This is a genomic window from Amycolatopsis sp. lyj-90 (genome assembly GCF_046549035.1).
Taxonomy (GTDB): domain Bacteria; phylum Actinomycetota; class Actinomycetes; order Mycobacteriales; family Pseudonocardiaceae; genus Amycolatopsis.
This window is the reverse complement of sequence record NZ_JAJPWP010000016.1, coordinates 89,133-108,104: the sequence shown is the minus strand read 5'-3', so window position 1 is coordinate 108,104 and position 18,972 is coordinate 89,133. Positions and strand designations below refer to the sequence as shown.

The 18,972-nt window shown below is 69.5% G+C and carries 14 protein-coding genes; 5 read left to right on the top strand and 9 right to left on the bottom strand.

The features are described from left to right. Positions 1–2 precede the first annotated feature (2 nt). The 4 genes from ACLJPX_RS42155 to ACLJPX_RS42140 all read right to left on the bottom strand — a co-directional run bounded on the left by ACLJPX_RS42155 (position 3) and on the right by ACLJPX_RS42140 (position 7,301). Entirely contained in the window at positions 3–1,631 is a 1,629-nt protein-coding gene (locus tag ACLJPX_RS42155) for an ABC-F family ATP-binding cassette domain-containing protein (RefSeq protein ID WP_410605766.1), read from the bottom strand. A 144-nt stretch (positions 1,632–1,775) separates the two neighbouring features. Continuing rightward, positions 1,776–2,444, bottom strand: a complete 669-nt coding sequence (locus tag ACLJPX_RS42150) for an acVLRF1 family peptidyl-tRNA hydrolase (protein WP_410605765.1) — start codon at positions 2,442–2,444, stop codon at positions 1,776–1,778. A gap of 168 nt (positions 2,445–2,612) precedes the next feature. Beyond that, on the bottom strand, positions 2,613–5,501 hold the full coding sequence (locus tag ACLJPX_RS42145) for a S8 family serine peptidase (protein ID WP_410605841.1): 2,889 nt from the start codon (positions 5,499–5,501) through the stop codon (positions 2,613–2,615). Positions 5,502–5,738: 237 nt separating this feature from the next. Further along, positions 5,739–7,301: a deoxyguanosinetriphosphate triphosphohydrolase family protein gene (locus tag ACLJPX_RS42140; RefSeq protein WP_410605764.1), complete on the bottom strand. Its 1,563-nt coding sequence runs from the start codon at positions 7,299–7,301 to the stop codon at positions 5,739–5,741. A gap of 43 nt (positions 7,302–7,344) precedes the next feature. Here ACLJPX_RS42140 and ACLJPX_RS42135 point away from each other — a divergent pair, with 43 nt between their 5' ends. Together ACLJPX_RS42135 and ACLJPX_RS42130 are read left to right on the top strand one after the other, a co-directional pair. Beyond that, complete coding sequence (locus ACLJPX_RS42135) at positions 7,345–8,472, top strand: lycopene cyclase family protein (RefSeq protein WP_410605763.1); 1,128 nt, start codon at positions 7,345–7,347, stop codon at positions 8,470–8,472. Positions 8,473–8,543: 71 nt separating this feature from the next. Beyond that, entirely contained in the window at positions 8,544–10,229 is a 1,686-nt protein-coding gene (locus tag ACLJPX_RS42130) for a GGDEF domain-containing protein (RefSeq protein WP_101613088.1), read from the top strand. A gap of 3 nt (positions 10,230–10,232) precedes the next feature. Here ACLJPX_RS42130 and ACLJPX_RS42125 read toward each other — a convergent pair whose 3' ends face one another. Genes ACLJPX_RS42125 through ACLJPX_RS42115 form a run of 3 tightly spaced genes read right to left on the bottom strand, consistent with a single transcriptional unit; the run spans position 10,233 to position 13,354 of the window. After that, positions 10,233–11,393, bottom strand: a complete 1,161-nt coding sequence (locus tag ACLJPX_RS42125; RefSeq protein ID WP_410605762.1) for a sulfotransferase family protein — start codon at positions 11,391–11,393, stop codon at positions 10,233–10,235. 10 nt (positions 11,394–11,403) lie between these two features. Then, entirely contained in the window at positions 11,404–12,183 is a 780-nt protein-coding gene (locus ACLJPX_RS42120) for an SDR family oxidoreductase (RefSeq protein WP_410605761.1), read from the bottom strand. Between the two features lies 1 nt (position 12,184). Next, positions 12,185–13,354, bottom strand: coding sequence for a hypothetical protein (locus ACLJPX_RS42115; protein WP_410605760.1), 1,170 nt, complete (start codon positions 13,352–13,354; stop codon positions 12,185–12,187). Positions 13,355–13,441: 87 nt separating this feature from the next. On the opposite strand from ACLJPX_RS42115, the gene ACLJPX_RS42110 reads away from it, so the two are divergent. Further along, the gene (locus tag ACLJPX_RS42110) at positions 13,442–14,317 is read left to right on the top strand and encodes a helix-turn-helix domain-containing protein (RefSeq protein ID WP_410605759.1); all 876 of its coding nucleotides are present in this window, start codon (positions 13,442–13,444) and stop codon (positions 14,315–14,317) included. Positions 14,318–14,630: 313 nt separating this feature from the next. Here the strand turns inward: ACLJPX_RS42110 and ACLJPX_RS42105 are convergent, their stop codons facing one another. Further along, a complete protein-coding gene (locus ACLJPX_RS42105; RefSeq protein ID WP_410605758.1) occupies positions 14,631–15,107 on the bottom strand; it encodes a nuclear transport factor 2 family protein in 477 nt (158 codons plus the stop codon). A 77-nt stretch (positions 15,108–15,184) separates the two neighbouring features. Between ACLJPX_RS42105 and cysD the strand changes: the two genes are divergently transcribed. Next, positions 15,185–16,093, top strand: a complete 909-nt coding sequence (gene cysD / locus ACLJPX_RS42100) for a sulfate adenylyltransferase subunit CysD (RefSeq protein ID WP_410605757.1) — start codon at positions 15,185–15,187, stop codon at positions 16,091–16,093. After that, positions 16,093–17,922: an adenylyl-sulfate kinase gene (gene cysC, locus ACLJPX_RS42095; RefSeq protein ID WP_410605756.1), complete on the top strand. Its 1,830-nt coding sequence runs from the start codon at positions 16,093–16,095 to the stop codon at positions 17,920–17,922. Before cysD ends, cysC begins: the two co-directional genes overlap by 1 nt. Before the next feature lie 3 nt (positions 17,923–17,925). On the opposite strand, the gene ACLJPX_RS42090 is transcribed toward cysC, so the two are convergent. Next, positions 17,926–18,963, bottom strand: coding sequence for a serine hydrolase (locus tag ACLJPX_RS42090; RefSeq protein WP_410605755.1), 1,038 nt, complete (start codon positions 18,961–18,963; stop codon positions 17,926–17,928). Positions 18,964–18,972 lie beyond the last annotated feature (9 nt).

The window sequence follows — 18,972 nt, the reverse complement described above, 5'->3', positions numbered from 1 at the left end:
GCTCACGCAAGCTGGACAAGTTCCAGATAATCGGCGGACCAATGGTCCTCGGTTCCGTCCGGCAGCAGGATCACGCGTTCCGGCTCCAGCGCCTCGACCGCGCCCGGGTCGTGCGTCACCAGGACGACGGCCCCGGCGAAGCTGCGCAAAGCGTCCAGGACCTGGGCACGGCTGGCCGGATCGAGGTTGTTCGTCGGCTCGTCGAGCAGCAAAACGTTGGCAGCGCTGGACACCAGACCGGCGAGCGCGAGCCGCGTCTTCTCACCGCCGGAGAGCGTGCCGGCGGTCTGATCGAGCTGCTCGCCGGTGAAGAGGAACGATCCGAGAAGGTTCCGCAGCTCTTGCGCTCCGGTGTCCGGCGCGAGGTGACGGATATTTTCCCACACGGAAGCGTCGTGGTCGAGCGTTTCATGTTCCTGTGCGTAATAGCCCAAACGCAATCCGTGACCCGGAATGGTCTCGCCGGTATCCGGAGTTTCCATTCCGCCGAGCAGCCGGAGCAAAGTCGTCTTTCCGGCACCGTTCAATCCGAGTACGACGACCTTCGAACCGCGGTCGATGGCGAGGTCGACTCCGGTGAAGATCTCGAGCGAACCGTAGGACTTCGAAAGCCCCTCCGCGGTGAGCGGGGTCCGGCCGCACGGCGCGGGCTCGGGGAACTTGATCCGGGCGACCTTGTCGGCCTGGCGGGTCTCGTCGAGCGCGGACAGCATCTGCTCGGCGCGGCGGGCCATGTTCTTGGCGGCCACCGCTTTCGTCGCCTTCGCACCGAGTTTCGCGGCCTGCTGCTGCAGCGTGGCCGCCTTCTTCTCGGCGTTCGCACGCTCGCGGCGGCGGCGCTTCTCGTCGGTGGCCCGCGCGTCGAGGTAGCGCTGCCAGCCCATGTTGTACAGGTCCAGCTCGCCGCGGGTCGCGTCGAGGAACCACACCTTGTTGACCACGTCGCCGAGCAGTTCGACGTCGTGGCTGATCACCACGAGACCGCCGTCGTGCTGCTTCAGGAACCCGCGCAGCCAGTTGATGGAGTCGGCGTCGAGGTGGTTGGTGGGCTCGTCGAGCAGCAGGATCGTCTCGGACTTGCCGCCGGCGCCCGCCTCGGCCGCGGCGAACAGGATCCGGGCCAGCTCCACGCGGCGACGCTGTCCACCCGAGAGGGTCTGCAGCGTCTGCGCGAGCACGCGGTCGGCGAGGCCGAGGTTGGAGCAGATCCGCGCTGCCTCGCTCTCGGCGGCGTACCCACCGAGTGAGGCGAACCGCTCTTCGAGACGGCTGTAGCGGTTGATCGCCTTGTCGCGCTCCTTGTCGTCCACCAGCTCCGACATCGCGGTCTGCGCCTTTTCCATGTTGCGCATCAACGAGTCGAGGCCGCGGGCGGAGAGCACGCGGTCCTTCGCGGTGACGGACAGGTCGCCTTCACGCGGATCCTGCGGCAGGTAGCCGAGCTCACTGCTGCGGCGGACCTCGCCGGCGTGCGGCTCGCCCTCCCCCGCCAGCACCTTGAGCGAGGTGGTCTTGCCGGCGCCGTTGCGGCCGACCAGGCCGATCCGGTCGCCCTGCTGGATGCGGACGTTGGTTTCGTCGAGCAGAATGCGCGAGCCGGCGCGCAGCTGCAGGCCAGAGGCCGTGATCACGGGAACTCCCGGTAAAAGGGGGTGGATGAGTGGACAGCTTCGACTCGCCTGCCGATGGGCAGGCGAGGAGCTCACTCCAAGAGGATGTCCACGCGATCAGTGTACGGGCCGGTGTCGAGCGGATTTATCCGACCGTGCCCGACGTCACGGCCCGTGCAGCGTGATCTCCACCGCGACGGCCCGCTCGGCCGCGTCGTCGAGCACCGTCCGGCGCGGTTCGGCGATGTCGAGAACGCGGGGTTCCGCACGCTGGAACAACGGCGCCAGCCGCCGGTCCTCACGCAGTGTTTCCAGCGCCCGCCGGTCACCGCCGAGAACGACGGCGTCCACTTCGGACAGTTGAGGCACGAGCACTTCGCAGGCGTCCTCGGCGGCGGACCGGAGTGCGACGCGCGCCTGCCCTTCCCGGCGTCGCGCGAATCGCTGTTGCGACCAGCCGCCCGCCGCGGACCGGCCCTGGACGAGATGGCGATCCGTCCTGGACTGGACGACCACTCCCCCGCGCGTGATCCCGACACTGTGACCGCCGCGCCGCACCAGCAGGAGCGCGATCCTCCGCGAGATCAAGGCGTGGTCGACGAACGGTCCGACGGCCAGTCCGGTCACGGTCCCCGCGGCCTCCAACGGTCCGAAAGGGACGGTCGCGACGGCGACGACGCCGTTGTGCGCGGTGACTGTGACGGTGTCGGGGCTCAGTTCAGTCTCGCGGACGCCTTCGTTGCGGACGGCGAAGCGGGCGTACCAGCCCTCGAGGCGATCTGGGGCGACTTCGACCGCCCGGCCCCCGCCCGCCACCTGCCGCTCCTTCGCCATGGGTCCAAACTACGTGGCTCGGGGTCGGATCGGCAGTCATGCGCGGCTGTCGTAAGTGGCCACCTGGCCGTCACGCCGACGCTTTACGTGAAGGACCCCTTCCTGTACTTAGGCGCAAGGAAGGGGTCCTTCACGTACTTACTGGGCCGGGTGACGGGTCCGTGAAGGCTAGACCGGCTTCACCGGCCCCTTGCCGACCGACTTCCCGACGCCCGCGGGCCGCTCAGCCACCCCGGGCTGAACGTAACCGTTGAGGTGCAAGGAAATCGAGCGGATCGACCCGGTGTCGCCACCGGCGACGTCCACCGCGGTGAACTTCCAGACACCGTCGGCCGCCGTACCGGTGGTCAGGCCGCCGAGCGGCTGAACCGGCTTGTAGGTGCCGGTGAACGGGGCGTTCGCCGCGGACACCGAGCTGAACAGAGCGGCCGCGGTGTCGGCGAAGACGACCTGGCAGAGGTTGTTGCCCCCGGCGCCGCCTCGCTGGAACACGGTCGCCTTGGCGCCCGAGGGCGCGGTCAGCGTGCCGACCAGGTCACCGACGTACGAGTGGTTGATGCCCACTGTGGCCGAGGTCTGGTCGGTGTTGCACGTGGCTCCGTCGATCGAGAACGTCAGCTTCGACGCGCGCCCGACACCGCTCACCGTGATCGGCACGGTCGCGCCGGTCGGATCGCTGTCCGGGATCGCCACCGCGTCACCGGCGTAGGCGAAGTCCCGCGTCACCGGCGACGGCGTGCCGACCGGCAGCGAGAACGTCGACGTGGTCGGCGAGAACGAACCCGCGAACGTCACGCGCGCGTTCAGCACCACCGGCACACCCAGTTCCTGCGTGGCGGGAACGGTGATGGTGAAGTCGTTCACGCCGGTCTGGCCGGGGCTGATCGTGCCGTACGACTTCGACCGCGGCGCCACCGTGACACCGGGGGTCGGGCTGCTGAGCACGACGCTGGTCGACGACGCGACACCGTCACCGCGGTTGGTCACCGGCAGGGTCACCTTGGCGGTGTCGCCCGGGTCGAGCGCGGAACCGCCGTCGGCCGGGGTGACCGTCGGCTGGCCCGCGGTCGCGAGCGGCTGCGGGCTGGCACCGGTGTACGCGAGCACCTTGTCGGCGAGGATGACGCCCGCGCCGCTGGAGGGGTCTCGGCCCGGGGCCAGGATGTCGACGGCGGTGTTGATCAGCGCCTCGCGCACGTCGGCCGGGGGCAGCCCGGGGTTGCCCGAGAGCACCAGGCCCGCGATCGCGGCGGCGTGCGGCGCGGCGGCCGACGTGCCGTAGAACGTGGTGAAGCCGGTGACGCTGGTGGAGACGCCGTCGGCCGCGGTGATGTCCGGCTTGGCGCGGACCTCACCACCGGTCCCGGACACGTTGCCGGGGGTGATCGGCGTGCCGTCGGCCTGGTAGAATATCCGCCGCGGACCGTCCGAAGTGAACCGTTCGACCTTGGTGGTCGCGCCGAAGGCACCGGGGAACGGGCCGGCCGGGTTGGCCGGGTCGCCCGGTTCGAGGGCACGCGGGAACGCCTTGGCCGCCGGGGCCGCCGCGACGCTGAACGCGTCCCGCGCCGCCGAGTGGCCCACGGTCACGCCGGGCTTGGTGTAGGCCTTCAGGCCGTCGGCCGAGTCGGAGAAGCGACCGCGCAGCGCGGACAGCGACAGGTAGCGGCCCTCACCGGAGAACTTGACGATGGCCAGCCGCAGCCCGGCACCGCCGCCCGCGGGGGTGTCCACCCGCTCGTAGGCGTCCTGGGTCCCGGTCTGGACGTCCTGGCTGAAGTCGACGACGTTGCCCGCCGCGTTCAGCAGGTACAGGTCGTAGTCGTTGTTCGAGCGGCCCAGCGGGTCCGACCAGAACAGCGTGACCGGCACCGCGGGCGACGCGCTCGAAATCGGCTGGAAGATCTGGTTGCCCGCGGCACCGGCGAAGTTGTGCGCGGTACCGGCGAACTTGCCGACGCCCTTGCCGGAGTCGACGAAGTCGCCTTCCCAGTGGCCCGAGGTGCCGTCGGCGACGTTGCCCTCGTTACCGGCCGAGGAGAAGTACAGCGCGCCGTTGGCGGTCACGTCGTTCACGGCCTGGGCGATGATCCAGTCCTGGAACGGCGATTCCTTGAAGTACAGGACGTCGTCGACGATCACGTCGCAGTGCGCGTCGAAGCGCAGTTTGCGGATGTTGTCGGCGAAACTGGCGTCGGAGTTGAACGCGCTGGCGAAACCGAGCGACGCGTTCGGCGCGAGATCGTGGATGATCTCGAGCATCGCGGTGCCCTCGTCGCCGTCACCCTCCTGGCCGGGGATCACATCGACGCCCGCCGGGAGTTCGCCGCGCGCCTGCGAGGTCGCGAGCGAGTCGATGCCGTCGGACAGCGCGCAGATCTTGGTGCCCACGCCGGTGACGCCGAACTGCTGGCGCGCGGTGTCGGCGTTGTGCGCGCGGTCGCCTTCGCTGTTGATCGGCCCGGCGGCGATGCCGACCTGGCCCTTGGCCTCGACGGCCTTCTTCAGCTCGTCCGCGATCCGGGCGGCCTTCTCTTCCTTGCTTTCCCGCTTCGCCTGGTTGCCCGCGGCGGAGGGCTCGGCGAGCTGGCGGGCGGTGAACGCCTCGTTGGCGGTTTCGACCTTCTTGACGTCCTCGCGGCCCGCGATCGCCGCGACCGCGTTCAGCGGCACTTCGGCGCGGATGCTGCCGTAATGCTCGGAAACCGCGCGAATCCCCGCACCGGATTCACGCAAGCTCTTCAGGAGTCCTTCGGAGACCTGGCCCCGGATGTCCACGAGCACGGTGCCGGCCGCGGAGACATTCGCCCCAGACCCCAGTGCGGGAACCGCGGAGGCCGACATGCGCTGAGCGCGGAGTTTCTGTTCGACGAGCAGTCGGCTGTCCACTTTGGACTCGCCGGTCTGCTGTCCCTTCTTGATCGACTGCAGGGCCTCGATCTGCCGGACGGTGTTCTCCGAGAACGCGTCCGGGGATTGGGCGGTTTCCGCCGCCGAGACGGGCGGGCCGACCAGGCCGAGCGCGGTGACGAGCGCCGCGGTGCCTGCGGTCAGGATCGTTCTTCTTCTCCTGCTAGAACGGGTTGGACGCACGTGCGCCTCCGATTCCTAGGCGCGTGCCCCGACTCACGCTGACCAATGCCGGCGATCACCGGCTGGATCAAGCTAAGTACCGCGCGTGCACCGTCGGCAGAGGCCGTTCGAGTGACGTCAGATGGGGATTTTCCGTTTTTGGCCGCAGAAGGTAGGCCGATCAGCGTAATCGTATGGTCACGGTGTGCTGGGGCACCGGCCTCAAAGGACGAACGAGTCCGACCACGGCTGCGAAGCGCGACCGGACAAGCCGTCCAAAAGGGTCACCGCCTGCTTGTCCGTCAGCGACGCCACGAAGTCGACCACCGCCCGGCCGCGCGCGAGCCCGCGCACGGCGTCGGCGCCGGTGACCGGTTCCCCGGTCGCTCCGATGAGCAGCTCCGGCGACCTCCGCGCGAGGTCGTTGAACTCCGAACGCGCCAGTTCCACCAGATCGTGCAGTCGTCGCGGGAGCCGGTAGAACTCGTCGCGGTCGAGCAGCCAGGCGTCGAGCGCGTCGACCAGCGTGGTCACCAGGCTCGCCTGTCCGCGCTGGTGCAGGGCCAGTTCCGGGCGCAGCAGCACGAACCGCCGGTGCACGAATTTCAGGACCTGCACCTCGTGCCACTGCGCGGGCCGCAGCGTGAGGTGCCCTGTCCGGGTCGAGGGCGACGGCACGACCTGCACGCCGTCGACGAGCCGCGCGGTCCACTTCGAGGAGAAGGCCGCGGTGACCTGTTCGGCCTCGATGGAACCGTCGAATCCGGTCGCGAGCAGGCCGTCGACGAGTTCGGCGCGGACACGGGCGACGGCACTGGTGAAGGCGTCGTCGTCGACGATCCAGCCGTCCTTGGCGTGCATCCGGCGGCGCAGCCGTTCCAGCGAACGGCCGGGAAGCCGCCGTTCGGCGATCAAGGTCGCGTCGTCGAGCCCGGCCAGGTCCAGCGCGTGGTCCACCCAGCCGGTGAACTCGGCCGCGACCGGCGCGTGCTGCAGAACGCCGATCCGGTGGAAGTCCTGAAGATCGTGGATGGCGTAGGCGATGTCGTCGGCGGTGTCCATCACGGACGCCTCGACGGTCTGCTGCCAGGGTTCGATCCGGCCGTCGAACGGCGCCCGCGCCTGGGCGAAGTCGTCGAGTTCGGTGCTGTAGGCGGAGAACTTGCTCGCGCCGGTGCCGGGGGCGTCGGCGGGTTCGGCCGCGCCGCGCGGCTGGACGTCCATCGACGTCGGATGCGGATCGGGCACGTGCAGCCGCGCCCACGGGTACTTCAGCACCGCGGCGCGCACCGCCGTGGTGAGGTCGAGCCCGGAGGCGGACGGGCCGCGGACGTCGGTCGTGGTGATGATCCGGAACGACTGCGCGTTGCCTTCGAATCCGTCGGCGAGGCCGAAGCGGTGCCGGGCGATCCGGTCGAGGGTCTGCTCCCCCAGATGCCCGAACGGCGGATGCCCCAGATCGTGCGCGAGCGCGGCCGCCTCGGCGACGTCCGGATCGCAGCCGCCCAGTTTCGCGGCGAGTTCGGCGGAATCGCTGCTCGCGTTGATCCGCTCGGCGATCGCGCGCGCGACCTGCGCGACCTTGAGGCTGTGCGTGAGCCGGTTGTGCAGCAGCCCGGAGCCGCCGGCGCTGACCACCTGGGTCACCCCGCCGAGGCGGGCGAAGAACGGCGACGCGGCGATCCGGTCCCGGTCGATCCGGAACGGGCTCGTGGCGAGGTCGGTGAACCCGGCGTTTTCGCTCTCCGGATCACGCCGCCACGCCCTCGGGTCCGTCTGTTCCATGCGTCACACCGTATCCGTCGCGACGGCATGATGAGATGCCCAGGTGGCGGACGTGGTGATCGCGGGCGGCGGCCCGGCCGGGCGGGCGCTGGCGCGTGCCTGCGCGCGGCGAGGCCTGTCGACGATCCTGATCGACCCGGCGCCGGGCAGGCGCTGGCGGGCGACCTACGGGCTGTGGGCCGACGAACTGCCGTCGCTGCCCGAGAGCGCCGTCGCCTGCGCTCCGTCGAGGACACTCGCTTTCGGAACCGGACCGCACGTCCTCGACAGGCAGTACCTCGTCGTGGACAACGCCGGTCTGCGAGCGTGGCTGGACGGCGGCTACGACGTCTTCACCGGGACGGTGGCCGGCGTCGACCACGGACGGCTGGGCTCGTCGGTGCGGCTCGAGGACGGACGGGTTCTCGCGGCAGGCCTGTACGTCGACGCCTCCGGCGCCCGGCCACGGGGAAACCGGTACGAACAGACGGCTTTCGGCGCCGTCCTCCCCGCCGAGGACGCGCTGCGGCTGGTCGACAGCCCGGACACCGCCGTGTTCATGGACTGGCGCGGCAGCGAACAAGGCTTCCTGTACGTGCTGCCGCTCGGCGACGGCACCGTCCTGGTCGAGGAGACCTCGCTGGCACGCAGGCCCGGCCTGCCGCTGGAGCTCCTCGCGGCGCGGCTGCGTGCCCGCCTGACGGCTGCCGGGCTGACGTCACGGGGGCGCGAGGAACGCGTGCGCATCGTGCTCGACGTGCCGGTGCCCCGGCGCGGGCGGACGGTGCCGTTCGGGGCCGCCGCCGGTCTGGTGCATCCGGCGACCGGGTACAGCGTGGCGACCTCGGTGCGGCTCGCGGAACCGGTCGCCGACGCCATCGCCGAGGCCTGGGACCGGGGACCCGCCGAGGCCGCGTCGGCCGCTCACCGGGCGCTGTGGCCCGCTTCGGCCCGCGCCGTGCACGGATTGCGGCGGCACGGGCTGCGGGCGCTGTGCGGGATGCCACCCGAACTGGTCCCGGTGTTCTTCGATCACTTCTTCACGCTGCCCATCGGGCTCCAGCGGGCCTTCACCACCGGTCGCGAAGACCTTCCGGGTACCGCCGAAGCGATGTCGACACTTTTCCGAACGGCGCCATGGCCGGTGAGAAAACACCTGATCGGGTGGCGTGCGTTACGCCGTTCTAGGTAACCCGGTGCAGCCATGATGAACATCAGTTGACACGTGTTTCGCTTCCCGCCGCATCCGGCGACCATACGAACGTGACGTTGCAGATCGCGGTCCGCTTCGCTTACCAGCCGTTGTACAGCCTGCACACGGGTGGCGTCGTCGCGTTCGAAGCCCTGGCGCGGCCGGGCCGCGGCACCGCCCACGAACTGCTCGCCGACGCCCGGCGCAGCGGCAAGCTGGCCGAGGTCGACATCGGCCTGGCCGCCGAAGCCGTCCGGCAGCAGAACGAGCCGCAGACCACCCTCCCCCTGCACCTGAACCTGTCCGCACGGACTCTGGCCGCACCCGTGTCCCGGTTCGACCCGCTGACCGAGGCGCTCAGCCTGTCCGGCCGCCGGACCAGGGACGTCGTGCTGGAGATCGGGCCGCCGTTCTCCCAGGTCCCCGCCGACCAGTTGCTCAGCGGGATGCGGCGGCTGACCGACCTCGGGTTCCGGCTCGCGCTCGACGGCCTCGGCCGCGGCGACCTCCCGCTCACGCTGCTCGCCTCCGCGCCGATCGACCTGGTGAAGCTGGACCGCAGCGTGCTGCGTGGCCTGCCACACGACCCGGCCGCCGTCGCGGTGGTCGAGGCGGTGCTGCATTTCGCCTCGCGCACCGACAACCGGCTGGTCGCGACCGGGCTCGAGACCACCGAGCAGCTGGAATCCGCGCGCAGGCTCGGGGTGCGGATCGCGCAGGGCAACCTGCTCGCCCCGCCCGACGGCAACCACGCGCCGCTGCCCGCGCCGGACGCGCCCGGCCCGTTCGTCCCCGGCACCGCGCGCGCCCGCCGCGTCGGCGATTTCCTCCGGCCCGCGAGCACCCTGCCGGAGGCCGCGACCTGTGACGCCGTCCGCGAGGTCCTGGCCGCCGCCGACGGGCCGAGCGGCATCGTCGGCATCGACGACCGGCACCGTCCACAGTGGTCGATCGACCGGACGCGGTTCCTGGTCGCGGTCACCGGGTTGTACGGCCATGCCCTGCACGCCAAACGGCCCGCGTCGCGGCTCGCCGACCGGCCGCACACGATCCACGCGGACGCGAGCGCGCTGGAGTTCCTCGAACTGGTCACCGACGCGGACTGGAGCCGGACCGGCGACGACGTCGTGGTGGTCGACGACCGCGGCCGGTGCGTCGGCGTGGTGCTGGTGAACGAGGTCCTCCGCGGGGTGGCCGAAGCGAAGGTCGAGGAGGCCGTCTCGCTGAGCCCGCTGACGCGCCTGCCCGGCAGTGACGCCGTCGCCAGGGACGTCGACCGCCGGATCAACGCGCGGGAGCCGTTCGTCGCGGCCTGGCTGGACGTCGACTCGTTCAAGACGGTCAACGACACCGCCGGGTTCGCCGCGGGCGACGACCTGATCCGCACGCTCGGCCGGACGCTCACCGACCTGGAGTCACGGCTGCGCAGGATGCGCGTCAGCCATGTCGGCGGGGACGATTTCCTGATCGCCTGCGACGTCGACGAGATCGGCACGATCGCCGCCGCGCTGCTGGACACGGCGTGGTCGGCCGACGAGCTGCCGGTGACGGTTTCCCTCGCGACCCTGGTCTGCGGGAACGGTGCGATCCGGTCCTACAAGGACGCATCCCGGCTCCTGGCGCCGTTGAAGAAGCGCGCCAAGGAGGTCCCCGGGTCGAGCTGGGTTCTCGGGCGGCCGGGCTCGGAACGCGTCGAGGTGCTGCGCGGGATCACCACCCGAGGTCTCCCCGCGCAACGCGCCGCCGCCGGCTTCTGACCCTCAGAGGTCGTGGGCGGCGCGGTAGGCCGAGAAGCGTTCGTCGACCTCGCCCGCGGTGAGCCCGAAGTCCGCGAGATCGTACCGGTGCACGGGTTTCCTTTCCCCGGAACGGCTTTCGGCGTGCACGACGGTCATCGCGTCCCGGGCTTCGCCGCTCAGCGGCAACCCGAAGTGGCGGTAGACGCCCTCGACGGTGCCGATCGGGTCGGCGACGAAATCCTCGTACCGGACATCGCAGAACTGCGCCGGATCGTGGCGCGCCCGCGCTTCGAGTGACCTTTCCGCGCCGCGTGCCCACAGCTCCAGCTGATCACGGCCGATCGCGTCGCCGCGGAAGACGTCGGACCAGCCTTCCGAAGCCTGTTCGTTCAAACTGCACACCGACGCGATGATCGTGCTCGGCGCGCGGTGGGTCTGGACGATCAGCGCGTCCGGGTAGACCTCCAGCAGCGCGTCGAGCGCGAAGAGGTGACTCGGGTTCTTGAGCACCCAGCGGCGCCCGGCGTCGGGCAGGCCGATCAGCTGCAGATTGCGCCGGTGCCTGCGATACGCGTCGGTCCAGCCCTGGCCGTCCAGCCAGCGCGAGTACGACGGCACGTGCGCGAGGCATTCGTAGGACACCGATTTCAGCGACTGCCGCAGCAGTTGCCAGCATTCCTCGACCTGGCCCGCGGACATATGGTGCAGGCCCATGAACTCGGGATGCTCGACGTGATGCTTCTCGTAGCCCGCCTGGATCCCTTGGAAGACCGGGTTTTCCGCCCAGGTCTCGCGTGGCGGCCGCGGTTGCGGTACCTCGGTCAGCCAGACCTCCAGGCCTTGGTGCGCCGGATCCTCGGTGAGCAGCCGGTGCAGAGCCGTGGTCCCGGTGCGCGGCAGGCCGGTGACGAAAATGGGCCGCTCGACGGGAACCCCGGCGTACTCCGGATGCTGTTTCCAGGACGCCTCGCTCAACGACCTCGCCACCAAAGCGCCGCGCAGGAACGCGCGATGGATCTTGTTGCCGTACGGGGTCAAACCCGCCTCACCGGCATACGAATCCAGCAGCACGCGGAGGCCTTCGAGATGGTCTTCGCCACCGAAATCGTCCAGTCCGGTGAGTTTCGCCGCCGACGCGTGGAGATCCTCCACCGTGCCGACGTTTTCCCGACCTGGCAGCATGCTTTCCCCTTCAGTGGTGGTATTCGCCGGCGTTGACGTCGAGGCACTGGCCGGTGACGCACCGGGCGAGCGACGAGGCCAGGAACACGACGGTGTCGGCGATCTCGTCCGGCTCCGGCAGACGGCGCAGGTCGATCGTCTCCGCGGTCTCGGCGTACACCTGCTCCGGCGTCACCCCACGTTCCTTGGCCAGATAGGCGAAATACCACTTCAGCGAGTCCGCCCAGATGTAGCCGGGCGCCACGGAGTTGACCCGGATCCCGCGCGGTCCGAGCTCCGAGGCGAGACTCTGCGCGAGCGCAAGGAGGCTCGCCTTCGCCATCTTGTACGCGCCGAACGTGCGCCGGGAATGCCGGAGCACGGCCGAATTGATCATCACCACCGAACCGCCGCTCTCCTGGAGCGAGGGCGTGAACAGCCGCGTGAGCCGGAGCGCGGCGAGGACGTTGGTCTCGAAGCCCGCCCGGACGTCGGCCAGGTCGACGTCGGCGAGATCCATGATCGGCGGGATGGCGAAAGCGTTGTTCACCAACGCATCCACCCGGCCGAACGCCTTCAAAGCGGCTTCGGCGAGGTTCGCGGCCGAAGCATCGTCGGTGATGTCGGTGGGCACGGTGACCGCGCGGCGGCCGAGCGCGTCAACCTCCTTGGCGACCTCCGCGAGCCGGGATTCGGTGCGGGCGGCCAGAACCACGTCGGCACCCGCGGCGGCACCGCGCACGGCGATGGACCTGCCGAGCCCCGGCCCGACGCCGGAAACCACGATCACCTTGTCCTTCAAGAGGTCCATGTCAGCCCAGCATCCTCGACGCGACGGCCGTCTGGCGAGCCGAGATCCGGTCCGACCATTCCTCCGGGGTCACGCGTGCCTCGTCGTGGAACGGCAACCTGTCGGCGAGTTCGCCGAACTTCACCACCTCGACCTCGGGACCGTCCGCCGCCTCCAGCGCGCGGGAGAGCCGCTGCCACCGGATCTGGACGTACCCGCGATCGTGACCGGTCCGTTCGAGCCAGTTGGCCAGACCCGGGTCGCGTTCGCTGATCACGAACCGGATCTTGCCGTCCGGGTCGACGCGCGCCTGGTCGGCGGTGAGGCTCGTCTGGTGGTTGATGTAGTCCAGCGAGAGGTACCAGATGCTGCCGAGCTGGATGCCCTGATAGGGCGCGTCCGAGCGCGGCACCGTGACGATCATGACCTCTTCGTCGCCGAGTTCGTAGTGCCCGGCCGACGAATACTGCGTGGTCAGGCCGCCCGGCGTCGGACGCGGTTCGGTCATCGTGTTGACCGGCAGGTTCAGGTAGAACCACTTCGGGAAGGCGAGGAAGGTCCGCAGCCTGCTCAGCAGGATCTTGCCGGTGACGCCGTAGCGTTTGGCCAGCACGTCGCGGGTGAGCGGCGCGGGTGCGCCACCCGCGGTGTCCGCGCACTGGATCTGGATCGTGCCGCGGCGTTCGGTGGCCCAATCGCTGTGGACCTCGCGGACGACGAGCATCGAGGAACCCGGGCCGAGGATGAAGTAGTTGGGGCCGGGGTCGGGTTTCGCCGGTCCGAAGCGGAGTTCGAACGAGCCGTCCTCGGCGATCTCGATCTCGCGGTCGTCGAACGCGGCGAGACTGTCCGGCACCTCGACGGGCGAGTAGTCGCCGTTGAGGACCTGGAAACTGAGGTCCGCCGTGCTCCCCCGCGTCCCGGTGACGACGTACTCGCGGTCCTCGCGGATGTTCGCGTTGAAGTACAGCGTGTCCGGGTTGTCCAGGCCCATCTTCGTGTACGGCCCGGTGGACTGGGTGAAGTACGGATAGTCCCGCTCGTAGGCCCACGCCATCTGCAGGGACGCGCGGATGCTTCCGGCGAGGTAGTCGTAGCCCTCGACCAGGTCCTGTTCGGTCCGGATGTGCGGCGCCTCCGCGATGACCTTCTCGGCTTCGACGATCGCGTCCGCGAACGGTTGAGTGAGCACCGGCGACTCCTCATGCTGGTACAAATACGTACCGACTTGGTACGTTCTTCGCGACAACAGACTAGAACGCGTTCTAAGGATGGGTCAATGACTCGGCGCTCTCCGCCCACCGAGCGGGTCGTGCGGCTGCTCGACTTCTTCGCCGCGCGCCCCGGACGGCGCTTCGGCCTCTCGGAACTCGCGCGCGAACTGGACCTGGCCAAACCGACCTGCCTCGGCATCGTGACCGAACTGGCCGCGGGCGGTTACCTGGTCCGGGACCCGCACCCGGTCACGTACCGGCTCGGGCCGGCGATGATCGCCGCGGGCCGCGTCGCGGGCGAGGGATTCGGCGCGAGCGAGGTCGCGCGGCGGCATCTGGAGGACCTGAGCAGGCGATACGGCGCCACGTGCACGGCGTCGGCCGTGGTCGGCGACCGGATCCTGATGCTGCAGAGCGCCGGTCCCGGCCGGGTCAAACTCGGCGAGACCTATCCGTTCGCGCCGCCGGTCGGGCTGATGTACGTGCTGTGGGATTCCGACGCGGCGTTCGACGCGTGGCTCGCGAAGCCCCCGGCGGTGCCGGTGCGACTGGACGAAGCGCACCTGCGCCGCGTCGTCGCGGAATGCCGCGAACACGGCTATCTGGTGGAAAGCCTGACTTCGGCGGGACGGCGGCTTTACGCCCTGATGGCCGGAGTGGGCGCGGAGGAACTGCCGCCGGAGGTGCGCGGCCTGGTCGGGGAGCTCGTCTCGAGCCTCGGCGAGCGCGTCTACCTCGGCGCCGATCTCGAACCGCGCCACAAACACGCGGTGAGCCTGCTCGCGGCGCCGACGTTCGACGCCTCCGGACGGCAAGAGCTGGTGCTCACGCTCTCGGTCGGCGAGCCGATCACCGGCGCGGAGATCGCCCGCCGGGGCGCGGCGCTGGTCGCGACCGCCGACGCCGTCACCGCCGAATCCGGCGGCCTCTCCCGCAAGTAGTCCTCTGGTTGCGGTCCTTGCGCGTGCAACTACCGCAACTAGAGGACTACTTGCGTGGAGCCAGGGCTTGGAAGTACGTGAAGGCCTCCTTCCCTACCTTGAGAGTTGGGAAGGAGGCCTTCACTACGTCGCCCCGCCAAAGGCACCGAGGGATCGCAACCCAAGGGAACCAGCAGTACGTGAAGGCCCCCTTCATTGCGTCTAGCGCAGTGAAGGGGGCCTTCACGTACTTGCGCAAAGCGCCCCGGCGGCCTCTCCCGCAAGTAGTCCTCTAGTTGCGGTCCTTGCGCGTGCAACTACCGCAACTAGAGGACTACTTGCGGGGTGGGGACCACAGGTTCGCGGTGAGCTTGAAGCTCGGCAAGTCGGTGGTCGACGTCATCGTTTCGTACAGCCGGTCGTACTGGGTCGAGGCGGTCAGCCACTCGCCGTCCACCCGCCGATAAGTGTCCTCGTAGTACGCCGCGCCCTCGATCACCACGTGATGCTCGGGCACGATCACCTTGTCCCGCATCAGCCACGTGCCCGTCGCGGTGTCGCCGTCGACGTCGATCTCCGGCTGCCCGGCGAAATGCACCGTGATGACGCCGGGCCCGACGGCGTTCCGGAAGAACCCGATGATCTCGTCGCGGCCATCGAAGGTCAGGGGCTTCCCGTACGACGGCGTGCCGTAGCGCGCGTGCGCGTCGGCGGTCAGGGTCCCGGCCATCTCGTCCCACAGCTTGAGGTCGAGGCACCGGAGGTAACGGGCTTTGAGGCGTCGGATCTCTTCGAGCGCGACCAGGTCCATGCCGACAGCGTCCTCCTCCCCTTGACCAAGCACAAGAACTTGTTCTACTTTTCTGATCTCGAACCACGGAGGTCACGATGGCGTCCCCGGCCTACGAGCTCACCCATCTCGAAGCACTCGAAGCCGAAGCCGTGCACATCTTCCGGGAGGTCGCGGCGACCTTCGAACGGCCGGTGCTGCTGTTCTCCGGCGGCAAGGACTCGATGGTGATGCTCCACGTGGCGGCCAAGGCGTTCTGGCCGTCGCCGCCGCCCTTCCCGGTGATGCACGTCGACACCGGGCACAACTTCGACGAGGTCATCGAGTTCCGGGACCGCACGGCCGCCACCTACGGCCTCCGGCTCGTCGTCACCAGCGTGCAGGACGACATCGACGCGGGCCGGGTCGTCGAAGACCCCAAGGCCGGCCGGAACCGCCTCCAGACCGCCGCCCTGTTGCGCGGCATCCGCGAGCATTCCTTCGACGCGGTCTTCGGCGGCGCCCGGCGCGACGAGGAGAAGGCCCGCGCCAAGGAACGGGTGTTCAGTTTCCGCGACGAGTTCGGCCAATGGGATCCCCGCAATCAGCGCCCGGAACTTTGGGATCTCTACAACGGCAGGCATCGCAAAGGTGAGCACATCCGCGTCTTCCCGCTGTCGAACTGGACCGAGCTCGACATCTGGCAGTACATCGAAGCCGAGGACGTCGATCTGCCGTCGATCTACTATTCGCACCGGCGCCCGGTCGTCCAACGGGACGGCATGCTGCTCGCGCACACCCGCTTCCTCGCCTTGACCGAAGGCGAAAGTCCTTACGAGGCAACGGTTCGCTTCCGCACCGTCGGCGACGCGACGTGCACCGGCTGCGTCGAGTCGACGGCGACGTCGCCGGGTGAAGTGGTCGCCGAGGTGGCCGCCAGCAGGCTCACCGAACGCGGCGCCACCCGCGCCGACGACCGGATCTCCGAGGCCGGAATGGAAGACCGGAAGAAGGAAGGCTACTTCTGATGGGCGCTTCACAGCTGGTCCGCCTCGCGACCGCGGGCAGCGTCGACGACGGGAAGTCGACCCTGATCGGCCGCCTGCTGTTCGACTCGAAGACGGTGTTCACCGACCAGCTCGAAGCCATCGAACGCACCAGCCGCGCCCGCGGCGAGGCGTACCCGAACCTCGCGCTGCTCACCGACGGCCTGCGCGCCGAACGCGAACAGGGCATCACGATCGACGTCGCCCATCGGTATTTCGCGACGCCTCAACGGAAGTTCATCATCGCCGACACCCCGGGACACGTGCAGTACACCCGGAACATGGTCACCGGGGCGTCCACGGCGGACCTCGCGCTGATCCTGATCGACGCCCGCAAAGGCGTGCTCGAGCAGTCGCGGCGGCACGCTTTCCTGGCGAGCCTCCTGGGCATCCCGCATCTGGTGCTGTGCGTCAACAAAATGGACCTCGTCGGCTGGTCACAGGAACGCTTCGACGAGATCCGTGAGGACTTCCGCCGCTTCGCCATGAAACTCCAGGTCCACGACCTGACCTTCATCCCGATGTCGGCGCTGCAGGGCGACAACGTCGTGCACCGGGGTGCCAGTATGCCTTGGTACGAGGGCACTTCCCTGCTGCACCACCTCGAACAGGTGCACGTGGCCTCGGATCGCAACCTCATCGACGCGCGATTCCCGGTGCAGTACGTGATCCGGGAACACAGCCGCGATTTCCGGGGGTACGCGGGCACCGTCGCGGGCGGGGTGTTCAAACCCGGCGACGAGGTCACCGTGCTGCCGTCCGGTTTCACCACGACGGTACGCGCGATCTGGGGGCCGGGCGGCACCACGATCGCCGAAGCCTTCGCCTCGCAGGCCGTCACGATCGAACTCGCCGACGACCTCGACCTCGGCCGCGGCGACCTGATCTGCCGTCCCGGCAACCGCCCGCACACCAGCCGGGACGTCGACGCGATGGTGTGCTGGTTCTCCGAGCGGGGATCCCTGTCCCCCGGGGCGAACTACCTCGTCCGGCACACCACCCGCGAGACCAAGGCCGAGATCCGCGACCTCGACTACCGGCTCGACGTCACCACCCTGCATCGCGACGAGACCGCGCAAGCGTTGTCCCTCAACGAGATCGGCCGGATCCGGCTGCGCACCCGGCAACCGCTGCTGTTCGATTCCTACCGCCGCAACCGGTCCACCGGTGGTTTCCTCCTCGTCGACGAGCATTCCGGCGCGACGGTCGCGGCCGGGATGATCACCGGCCCGAGCGTGACGGCGTCGAACGTCGTCTGGCACACGGCCGCGGTCACCAGGACGGAACGCGCGACTCGCGGGCTCACCGTCTGGCTCACCGGGCTTTCCGCGTCCGGGAAATCGAGTGTGGCCGTCGAACTGGAGCGGCGCCTGGTCGCGTCCGGCAGGCCCGCGTATCTGCTGGACGGCGACAACCTCCGGCACGGGCTGAACGGGAACCTCGGCTTCAGCCCGGCCGATCGCGCCGAGAACGTCCGGCGCGTCGCGGAGGTCGCGAAGCTGTTCGCCGACGCCGGTGTGGTGTCGGTGGTCTCGCTGATCAGCCCGTACCAGGCCGACCGCGAACTCGCCCGCGCCGCGCACGAAGCCGCCGGGCTGCCGTTCCTGGAGGTCTTCGTCGACACCCCGCTCGAGGTCTGCGAAGACCGCGACCCCAAGGGGATGTACGCGAAGGCGAGGGCGGGCGAGATCAGCGGGTTCACCGGGGTGGACGCTCCCTACGAGCAACCGGAGAACCCGGATCTGGTGCTACGGCCCGAAAACGGCGATCCCGCTTCGATGGCCGCGCTGATCCTCGCCGCCCTCGAATGACGATCAGCCGCCGTTGGAGGCCCGGTACGGAGCGGCCGCGTAGGTGCGGGCCGTGGCGGCGGTCAGCTTCTCGACCGAACGGAACATCGTCTTCCCGAGCTTCGCCCGCGCCTTCAGCGCCGGATGCGTCGCGGCGTAGTCGTCCTTGGTGACCGCAGGATCGCCCGTGAACGCGCCCGACGCGAACAGCGAGTACGTCAGGATCGGCTTGCCGTCGGCACTGAACATCACGCCCGCCTCGTTGCGGCCGTCGTTGAACCAGCCGGCCTTCGTGGCGACCCGCAGCCGCTCGGCCGAAGTCAGGCCGAGCCGCACGCCGTCGGTGAACGCGCTCAGCGAGCGCAGGATGTTCAGCAGGTACTCGGTGGACTTCGCCGAAAGCAGCGTCCCGCCGACCAGTTTCCGCAGCAGTGTATGCGTCTCGGCCGGGGTCGTCTTGCCGAGGAAGAAGCGGTTCGGGTTGGCCACCGGGACGACCTGGGTGTGCACGAATCCCTTGCCGCGCAGGATCTCGTTGACCTCCGCGGCGGGGCAGACCAGCCCGCACAGGCGGACGGCGGTGTTGTCGGACAGCGTCAGCAGCGCGGCCATCGCGTGCCCGAGCGTCACCGAACTCGGATACGCGCCGTCCAGGGCGAAGATGCCGTCGGTGTCCTTGATGACGATGTCGGCCGTGACGTCGACGCGCTGGTCCAAGGTGAGCAGTCCGCGGTCGATCTTGTCGAGTACCGCGGTGGCGACCGCGATCTTGTTGACGCTGTAGGCCTCGACGACCTCGTCGGCCCGCTCGGAGACGGCGGTGACCAGGTTCCCGTCGGAGTCCGCGACGCTGACGTGAGACGACCAGGTGCCGCCCGCCTTCGCGGTTTCCCGGGCGTAGACCTGGAAAATCCGGCGAGCGGCGGCCGACGCGTCTTTGGCCGCGGTGTCCGATTCGGACTCTTCGGCGGCTTGGGCGAGCTGCGCTGTCCCCAGGACCGCGCCCGCGGCGGCGACCGTTCCCAGCCCCAGCACGCGACGGCGGTTGACGTTCGTATCCACCGGGGAACC

Bases quoted from the DNA above. Each gene is read 5' to 3' on its own strand.
- ACLJPX_RS42105 (WP_410605758.1), bottom strand. From the start codon at position 15,107: ATGGACCTGGTCGCGCTCGAAGAGATCCGACGCCTCAAAGCCCGTTAC.
- ACLJPX_RS42120 (WP_410605761.1), bottom strand. From the start codon at position 12,183: ATGGACCTCTTGAAGGACAAGGTGATCGTGGTTTCCGGCGTCGGGCCG.
- ACLJPX_RS42125 (WP_410605762.1), bottom strand. From the start codon at position 11,393: ATGCTGCCAGGTCGGGAAAACGTCGGCACGGTGGAGGATCTCCACGCG.
- cysD (WP_410605757.1), top strand. From the start codon at position 15,185: ATGGCGTCCCCGGCCTACGAGCTCACCCATCTCGAAGCACTCGAAGCC.
- cysC (WP_410605756.1), top strand. From the start codon at position 16,093: ATGGGCGCTTCACAGCTGGTCCGCCTCGCGACCGCGGGCAGCGTCGAC.
- ACLJPX_RS42140 (WP_410605764.1), bottom strand. From the start codon at position 7,301: ATGGAACAGACGGACCCGAGGGCGTGGCGGCGTGATCCGGAGAGCGAA.
- ACLJPX_RS42150 (WP_410605765.1), bottom strand. From the start codon at position 2,444: ATGGCGAAGGAGCGGCAGGTGGCGGGCGGGGGCCGGGCGGTCGAAGTC.
- ACLJPX_RS42110 (WP_410605759.1), top strand. From the start codon at position 13,442: ATGACTCGGCGCTCTCCGCCCACCGAGCGGGTCGTGCGGCTGCTCGAC.